General features: G+C 43.4%; 6 protein-coding genes and 1 riboswitch. Of the genes, 1 reads left to right on the plus strand and 5 read right to left on the minus strand.

Annotation, left to right across the window (positions count from 1 at the left end; genetic code table 11):
- Positions 1 to 16: 16 nt before the first annotated feature.
- From APA_RS10235 to APA_RS10250, 4 genes are all read right to left on the minus strand, one after another.
- Entirely contained in the window at positions 17 to 1,486 is a 1,470-nt protein-coding gene (locus tag APA_RS10235; protein WP_201322180.1) for a DUF1565 domain-containing protein, read from the minus strand.
- Between the two features lie 128 nt (positions 1,487 to 1,614).
- Positions 1,615 to 3,000: a phosphomethylpyrimidine synthase ThiC gene (thiC, locus tag APA_RS10240; protein ID WP_201322181.1), complete on the minus strand. Its 1,386-nt coding sequence runs from the start codon at positions 2,998 to 3,000 to the stop codon at positions 1,615 to 1,617.
- Positions 3,001 to 3,007: 7 nt separating this feature from the next.
- Positions 3,008 to 3,105: riboswitch (TPP riboswitch) on the minus strand.
- 159 nt (positions 3,106 to 3,264) lie between these two features.
- The gene (locus APA_RS10245; RefSeq protein ID WP_201322182.1) at positions 3,265 to 3,840 is read right to left on the minus strand and encodes a Uma2 family endonuclease; all 576 of its coding nucleotides are present in this window, start codon (positions 3,838 to 3,840) and stop codon (positions 3,265 to 3,267) included.
- A gap of 78 nt (positions 3,841 to 3,918) precedes the next feature.
- Positions 3,919 to 4,545: a Uma2 family endonuclease gene (locus APA_RS10250; RefSeq protein ID WP_201322183.1), complete on the minus strand. Its 627-nt coding sequence runs from the start codon at positions 4,543 to 4,545 to the stop codon at positions 3,919 to 3,921.
- Between the two features lie 63 nt (positions 4,546 to 4,608).
- On the opposite strand from APA_RS10250, the gene cobU reads away from it, so the two are divergent.
- Positions 4,609 to 5,139, plus strand: coding sequence for a bifunctional adenosylcobinamide kinase/adenosylcobinamide-phosphate guanylyltransferase (cobU, locus tag APA_RS10255; protein WP_201322184.1), 531 nt, complete (start codon positions 4,609 to 4,611; stop codon positions 5,137 to 5,139).
- Positions 5,140 to 5,686: 547 nt separating this feature from the next.
- Here cobU and APA_RS10260 read toward each other — a convergent pair.
- A partial coding sequence (locus tag APA_RS10260; protein WP_201322185.1) for an ISKra4 family transposase occupies positions 5,687 to 6,798 on the minus strand: 1,112 nt, incomplete at its 5' end.

A 6,798-nucleotide genomic window follows, 5' to 3' on the forward strand; every position in this document is an offset into this window, starting at 1 on the left:
TAAGTCCATTGTTCTTCTACCGAAAAGGAATGATTTCCGCTTTCAAACCTGATTGGGCAAGTTTTTGCACTAGTTGATTCGCCGTGGTGTTCTCGCTATAGGCTCCCACTTGCATCACAGTTCTACCACTACGGGATAAGCGAAATGCATCGGGAACAACCGTTTTTATCCGTTGGGTTACGGCAGTGGAAGTAACTGGCACAACCACCCGATATTGGAAAGGCTTACCTGTAGTAGGATCGAGGGTAGCTGGTGGTAAAGCCGCAACTCTAGGAGGATTCGTTGGAGCGCTATAGTCACGCTCAATGATGATTGTTGTTGGTGAGTTATTAGCGCTAGGATTAGTGGAAACTACAGGACTGGGTAATACTTGCCCATTGCTAGGAGGCTTGGCTGGCACGAATACAGTAGTCGGTGTGGGACGAGGATTAGATTGAATCGGAACAGTAGTTCCTGTATTGCTCGGTGTTGATGGAATCGATGGCAGTGGTACTGGAGTGATAGAAGTAGCGATCGCATTGGTGATTGGAGAACTTGATGCTTGCAAATCCAGTAATCCTTTTACCCGCGATTGATTGATTTGATTGCCCACTGCCACTAAAGGAATAGTCGTAGCATTATTAATATCGAATTCACGATTGTTTCTGAAAGTATTATTTCCTAACGAAACCGTCGTACCAAGGTCAGGGCGAGGAGAGCCATTGGAACTACTGAGAACGACTAGCCCATTGCGCTGATTATCAGAGATCGCATTGCCGCGCAAGGTAGGTTGAGCCGTATTAGAAATAATAATTCCATCCACATTCCGAGAGATATTATTATTCGCTAAAAGAACTTGAGATTGTTGTCCAATCGACAGTCCAAAGCCTGTATTCTCAAATTTGTTATCGCGAATTTCCCCTGTGCTTGTTCCAAGTGCCGAAATACCACTACCTTTATTATTCGAAAATAGATTATTGCCAATGTAAGCATTAGCACTGCCTGTGAGGAAGATGCCATCGTGGGTACTACTCACAAAACTATTGTTAGCAATAATGACATTACGGCTGGATTCTAACCACAGTCCATAGCCGCGTGGATTGCTATTAGTGACTGTAATGCCTTCAATGCGAGAATTAGTTGCTGCTGCGATCGCAATATTTTGGCTCGCAAAAGTGGGACTGACAAAGCGACCACCACCGCTAATCACCACACCATTTCCATTAGCGCTAGGATTACCGCGTAAGATCGCACCTTTAGGAAGACGAATCGGAAAACTCTCACCAGTGGCTTGGCCATATGTGCCATTACTTAATTGAAAAATCGTCCCTTCTTGGGGATTGGCGGCGATCGCAGCCGTGATTGTGCGATAGGTCTGTGTATCGTTACCTTGTGGGGATACATAAACAATCTTTTGTTGAGCAGCCTGCGCCCAAGCAGCAGAGGGCACAGTGAGGGACAAGAGAAAAGCTACATTAATAAGACTAGGACAGGGAAACTTATTCATATTGAGACACCAACAAGATATCTAGCAAACATGTCTAACTAGACTAGCAGTAAGTTGCTTTTGTTTCATACAAAAAAAGGAGGTGCGATGAACCTCCTTTTTTTGTATGTTTTTGATTAAGCTTTTGATTAGGCTGAAGTTACAGGCTCTTTAGCAAGAAACTTCTCAAGTTCACTAATTGCTTCAGCATCAACTTTCTCTTGCATAGGACAGAACTTAGGTCCACACATTGAGCAGAATTCTGCGGTTTTATAGATATCCGCAGGCAAAGTCTCGTCATGATATTCCTTAGCACGTTCAGGATCGAGAGATAGCGCAAACTGCTTGTTCCAATCGAAGTTGTAACGCGCAGTGGAAAGTTCATCATCGCGATCGCGTGCATTAGGACGATGACGGGCAATATCCGCAGCATGAGCCGCGATTTTGTAGGCAATCAAGCCATTACGCACATCTTCAGCGTTTGGCAAGCCGAGGTGTTCCTTCGGTGTGACATAACAAAGCATGGCAGTACCATACCAACCAGCCATCGCTGCCCCGATCGCGGAAGTAATGTGATCGTACCCAGGGGCAATATCCGTCACCAAAGGCCCAAGCACATAGAAAGGAGCTTCAGAGCATTCTTCCATTTGCTTGCGAACATTGAACTCGATCTGATCCATTGGCACATGACCAGGACCTTCGACCATGACTTGAATATCATGTTCCCAAGCACGGCGAGTTAGCTGACCGAGGGTTTTTAGTTCTGCAAGTTGAGCTTCATCAGAGGCATCATGCAAGCAACCTGGGCGCAGCGAGTCCCCAAGGCTGAAGGATACATCATGCTTCTTAAAGATTTCGATGATGTCATCGAAATGGGTGTAAAGAGGATTTTGTTTGTGATGGTGCAACATCCAACGCGCCAAAATTCCACCACCACGGGAAACAATCCCTGTGAGACGGTTCTTGACAAGAGGTAGATGCTGAATCAAAATCCCTGCATGGATGGTTTGATAGTCTACACCTTGCTCGGCGTGCTTCTCAATAATGTGTAAGAAGTCATCAGGTGTGAGGTTTTCCATTGTGCCATGCACGCTTTCGAGTGCTTGGTAAATGGGAACCGTGCCGATGGGAACAGGTGAAGCCTTGATAATCGCCGTCCGAATCACATCGAGATCACCTCCACCTGTGGACAAGTCCATAACGGTATCAGCACCATATTTGACTGATAAATGTAACTTCTCAACTTCTTCGTCAATGTTAGAAGAGTTGGGTGATGCACCGATGTTGGCGTTGACCTTGCATCGGAAGGCAATGCCAATTCCCATTGGTTCAAGATTTGTGTGATTCTTGTTGGAGGGAATGATGGCCCGACCTCTTGCGACTTCAGCGCGTACCAGCTCGACGGGCAGATTTTCACGCCATGCCACATACTGCATCTCTTCGGTGATGATGCCTTGGCGAGCACAATGCATTTGCGTACCGCGATATTCTCCGCGCCTTGTAGGTGCAGAGGGGAGTTTCAAACCAACTGTCATGTAAATTTCCTCAAATAATGTGCTTTCCTACGCCGATGTCAATCGGTTCAGGTTCTAAGGATCTGCTCTCAGTCTAGTTAGTTCTAGACACTCCTAGCGTGTTGAGATCATAGCATTGTAAAGCTAGTCCTTATAGCTAGAGATAAGCTGGACTATAAAAATCAACTATTTAGGATCGTATAGCAATGCAAATTTTTTTAGGACACAAAACCCCAAAGATAAGTGGCGGCGCTTAGCGCCGCCACTTATCTTTGGGGTTTTGAATTAAATAAACTCAATATTGTCGTAAAGATCGGCTATTTGGATTGGCAAATCCAAGAATTGCAAAGAAATCGTAACGTTTGGATCATCGTATTCTGAGAATAACCATTGATTGACGGCGGTTTTAACATGATGCTCAACATGGATATGGTATTGATCGATTAAGAGATATTCCTGAAAAGTATCAATGGTGCGATAATTGGCAAATTTTTCACTGCGATCATAGTTTTGGGTGGATCTAGATAACACCTCCGCGATAAAGCAAGGATTAGTAATCGTATCTTTGCGTCCAGTTTGCATTTCCAGAGGCTTAGGCGCAACCATCACATCAGGATATGCGTATTGTTTTAAAGATGGAATCCAGAGACGTTGATCAACATGAAACACACGATATTCTTTTGTTTTTAAAAGTGCCTTCAATAATATGTAGGCATTCCCAGAAATATCATTATGGTTTGGGGTTCCACCAGTCATCGGAATAATTTCTCCATTACGATATTCACTGCGAGTTTCCGAAGCTAGCTCTAGTTCTAGGTATTCTTCAACGGTGTAGGTCTTTTTGGCAAGTTGAGTAACCATGGTGGTTTAACGCCGATCGCGTCCTGATGAAATTTGTTTAAGGTAAGGCTCGGTCTTGGTAGAGTTGAGGCGTTAGCACTACTCAAAAATCTGTGCTATTGAACAAGAAAACTCTGGTAACAAAGGTGAAGTAAGCGTATCGCTAGCAAATAGAGTCATCGCTAGCCTAAGAACGCCATTTTCGCGGCGATAAACTTGAATTTGCTTGGCTCGCCAATCCGCAATCCAATATTCTAATACGCCCTGATTTGAATAGAGCTTTAACTTAACTTCGCGATCTCGCTTTTCATTGTCAGTCCCCGCCGATAACACTTCAATTACAAGATCAGGCGCACCATGAAAATGTCCTGTATCATCGATTAAAGCAACATATTTCTCTTTACTCATCCAGATCACGTCTGGAATAAAATCATCATTTTCCCCAAAGATTAGTCCTGCACCAATTACTGTATATCCTAATCCCGATATTTTTGACCAACATTTAAGCTCATAATGAAAATTGCCACAAGTATCTTGGTGCTTATTGTGAGGCGCTCTAGTCACGTAAAGTTCTCCATTAATAATTTCATACCGATTGCCGTTGTCGGGCAGTAGTTCTAGGTCAGCACTAGTCCACAAAAGTTGCGCTTCTGGCTTAGAGCGTAACACTTCAGTGACAATGAGATTATTAGAGGTTTCAGGTGTACCAACGATCGCTTGAGTCATGATGGATTCCTACGATGAGCGATATCGTAATAGTATAGCAACGGGCTGTTGATGGTAGCAATTATGATTAGTTTAGTAACGGGCGCAACTCGCTCAGGCAAAAGTGAATGGGCCGAACATTTAGCCATGCGATCGCAAAAGAATGTAATTTATATCGCCACCGCAACTCGTTATCCTGATGACGCGGAATGGGAATCTCGACTACAAAAACATTGCGATCGCCGTCCTGAGAATTGGCAAACATTAGAAGTTCCAATTACCTTAGCAAAAAGCATTTTAGAGATTAAAGGTAATTATTATATTCTTGTAGATTCTCTTGGTACTTGGTTATCGAATCTTTTGAAAGAGGATGAACTAGCTTGGAGCAAAATAGAAATAGAACTCTTGCAAGCAATTCAATCCTGTGCAGTCGATATAACTTTTGTCGCGGAAGAAGTGGGTTGGGGACTTGTGCCTGAGTATAAATTGGGAAGAATATTTCGCGATCGCCTTGGTGGGCTGAGTCGTAAGATTGGTGCGATCGCTGATGCCGTCTATCTGGTTACAGGTGGATATGCAGTTAATCTCACACAAATTGGCGAAAGACTACCCTAACTTTGATCTAATAGCTTTTGCACAACCATCATCACTTGGCGAACCTAAAGCGATCGTTATTACTATGAGTTGAGAATTCTTGACGATCTCCTCAGTAATCTCAGTGGCAAAATTAGCGCGATCGCTGATGTGGTTTACTTAGTTACAGGTGGATAAGCGGTCAACCTCACCCAAATAGGTGAAAAACTTACCTAGAGATCGCAATGAAAGCCTAAAAGCCTTTACCAGCAAGTCATTTATCTATTTTCCTGTATTCCTTAGACAGCCTGACAATCACATATAAGTAGGGCTTGCTAAAAAAGCAAGAAACAGTTTAATTTATGGATATTCAAGGATCGCAAAAACTGATAAAGTGCAAGAAAAAAACAACAGAAACAAGTAAAACCCTTGCCCCAATAAAGTTTTATGTGCCGACGTTCCCCACTAGGACAACTATGATTCGAGAACTTCTATTTCCCATTTAGTGGAAAACTGTCAGGAGAGAATCGATGGGTAAGATTCGCGTAACTAATACCATGGGGGTGTGACCAGAATTTGATGTACTAATTTAGAGAGAGAAGCCATAGCGATTGATTTTATCCCAGAATTGCTGCCATCGACTGTTGGTATAGCTCAAAGATCTAAGACTCAAAACGATAGAAGCGCCCTTGTCTTTCCATTTCATACCAGAGCAGCACAATCGAGCTTTGATAATTACTTTACAGGCTGCCTCGGTGATCCCCGAACCAATGGGTAAGTTAGCAGCCATAGCTTCAACATAATGCATTTGGTGATGATGATTGCGAAAATAAGTAATAGCATCTTGGAATCCTTCGAGAACAGATTTAGAAACTCGTTTCGGTTGGATAATTTCCATCTCGGCAAGTAAAACTTTAGCAAATCCTGCATCATGCTTAAGTTTGTGGCAGTGCGTATCCATCCAAGCTTTTTGGCTCTCGACGCTACGGGGATGAATTGCTTTAGCGAATTTGTCTAAATATTGCGTTGCATGGTAAAAGTCCAATATCTGCGTTGCGGTTACGCTATTGAGAAATGTCCAGTTTTCTGGAGCACCATCCGCTAAACCTTGATAATGAGCATTTGGATATAATCGCTTGCTCTGCTCAACTTCTCGTCTTAGTCTTGCGAGAAATATTTCTCGTCCATATTCTGGGGACGCAGCTATATAAGTCGTATGCTGCCGTTCTCCTTCGCGATCATACAAGCTGATCGTCCCCACCATTGCTTGCCGAAATCCTTCACCACACATCAACATACAAGTACCATCTAATCCGATGCTCACTGTCGGAATTTCGACCTCTAGTCTTGGGGTTTGATAAGTCCAGTCTTCCTCTTTGATGCTCGCGATGTTACCAACTGCTTCGGCAAGTATTTGCACAAACGCGCGATTTACTTCCCGTCCATGATTTTCTCGTAAGTCTTCGAGTAATCTTACGCTACTCATTTCCGCATATTTGTGACTTATCTGCTTAGCAAATCTTGGGGTCGAGGTGATGATGATCCTTGAATCTACTTCTAATGGGCAGTATGTTTCTCCTCCTGTACTGGTTTGATAAATATGGCGATTAATTTCTATGCTGCCATAGGGCGTTTGATAGGTCTTGGGCTGTTGTCCTTTACTTGTCCATCTTTTGCCGCTTTTCTCAATGGCTAATCCTT

This window comes from Pseudanabaena sp. lw0831 (assembly GCF_016584665.1).
In the GTDB taxonomy this organism is placed as follows: domain Bacteria; phylum Cyanobacteriota; class Cyanobacteriia; order Pseudanabaenales; family Pseudanabaenaceae; genus Pseudanabaena.